The 804-nt window shown below is 53.6% G+C and carries 1 rRNA gene; it reads right to left on the bottom strand.

Features of this window, described 5'->3' with window-relative positions:
* Positions 1-743 (bottom strand): 23S ribosomal RNA (locus tag AC6CHY_RS19940); the annotation flags it as partial.
* Positions 744-804 lie beyond the last annotated feature (61 nt).

Here is an 804-nt window from a genome sequence, read left to right as displayed (position 1 = left end):
ACTCGCCCTATTCAGACTCGCTTTCGCTACGGCTTCCCCACACGGGTTAACCTCGCGACGTAACACTAACTCGCAGGCTCATTCTTCAAAAGGCACGCTGTCACCCCAACAAGGAGGCTCCAACGGATTGTAAGCGCACGGTTTCAGGTACTATTTCACTCCCCTCCCGGGGTACTTTTCACCATTCCCTCACGGTACTTGTCCGCTATCGGTCATTGGGTAGTATTTAGGCTTACCAGGTGGTCCTGGCAGATTCAAACGGGATTTCTCGGGCCCCGTCCTACTTGGGATACTCTCACAAAGCGGCGGCACGCATTCGCACTACGGGACTCTCACCCTCTACGGTCCGGCATTCAAGCCGATTCGCCTATGCGCCCGCACCTCACTTCACCAGTCCGGCAGAACTGGTATGGAAAGTCCCACAACCCCGACCATGCAACGCCCGCCGGCTATCACACATGGCTCGGTTTAGCCCCATCCGCGTTCGCTCGCCACTACTAACGGAATCACTATTGTTTTCTCTTCCTGCGGGTACTGAGATGTTTCACTTCCCCGCGTTCCCTCCACACAGCCTATGTGTTCAGCTGCGGGTCATACGGCATGACACCGTACGGGGTTTCCCCATTCGGAAATCCTGGTCTCAACGTCCGGTTATCGACTCCACCAGGCTTATCGCAGATTCCCACGTCCTTCTTCGGCTCCCAATGCCAAGGCATCCACCGTGCGCCCTTAAAAACTTGACCACAAACATGATCAAAAATTTACATGAGCTTAATATAATTACAATCGAAAGAACCAAGAAAA

It is taken from the genome of Paeniglutamicibacter sp. GQ140 (genome assembly GCF_059759235.1).
Note: the sequence above shows the minus strand (reverse complement) of the source record. Positions and strands in the feature narration are given on the sequence as shown.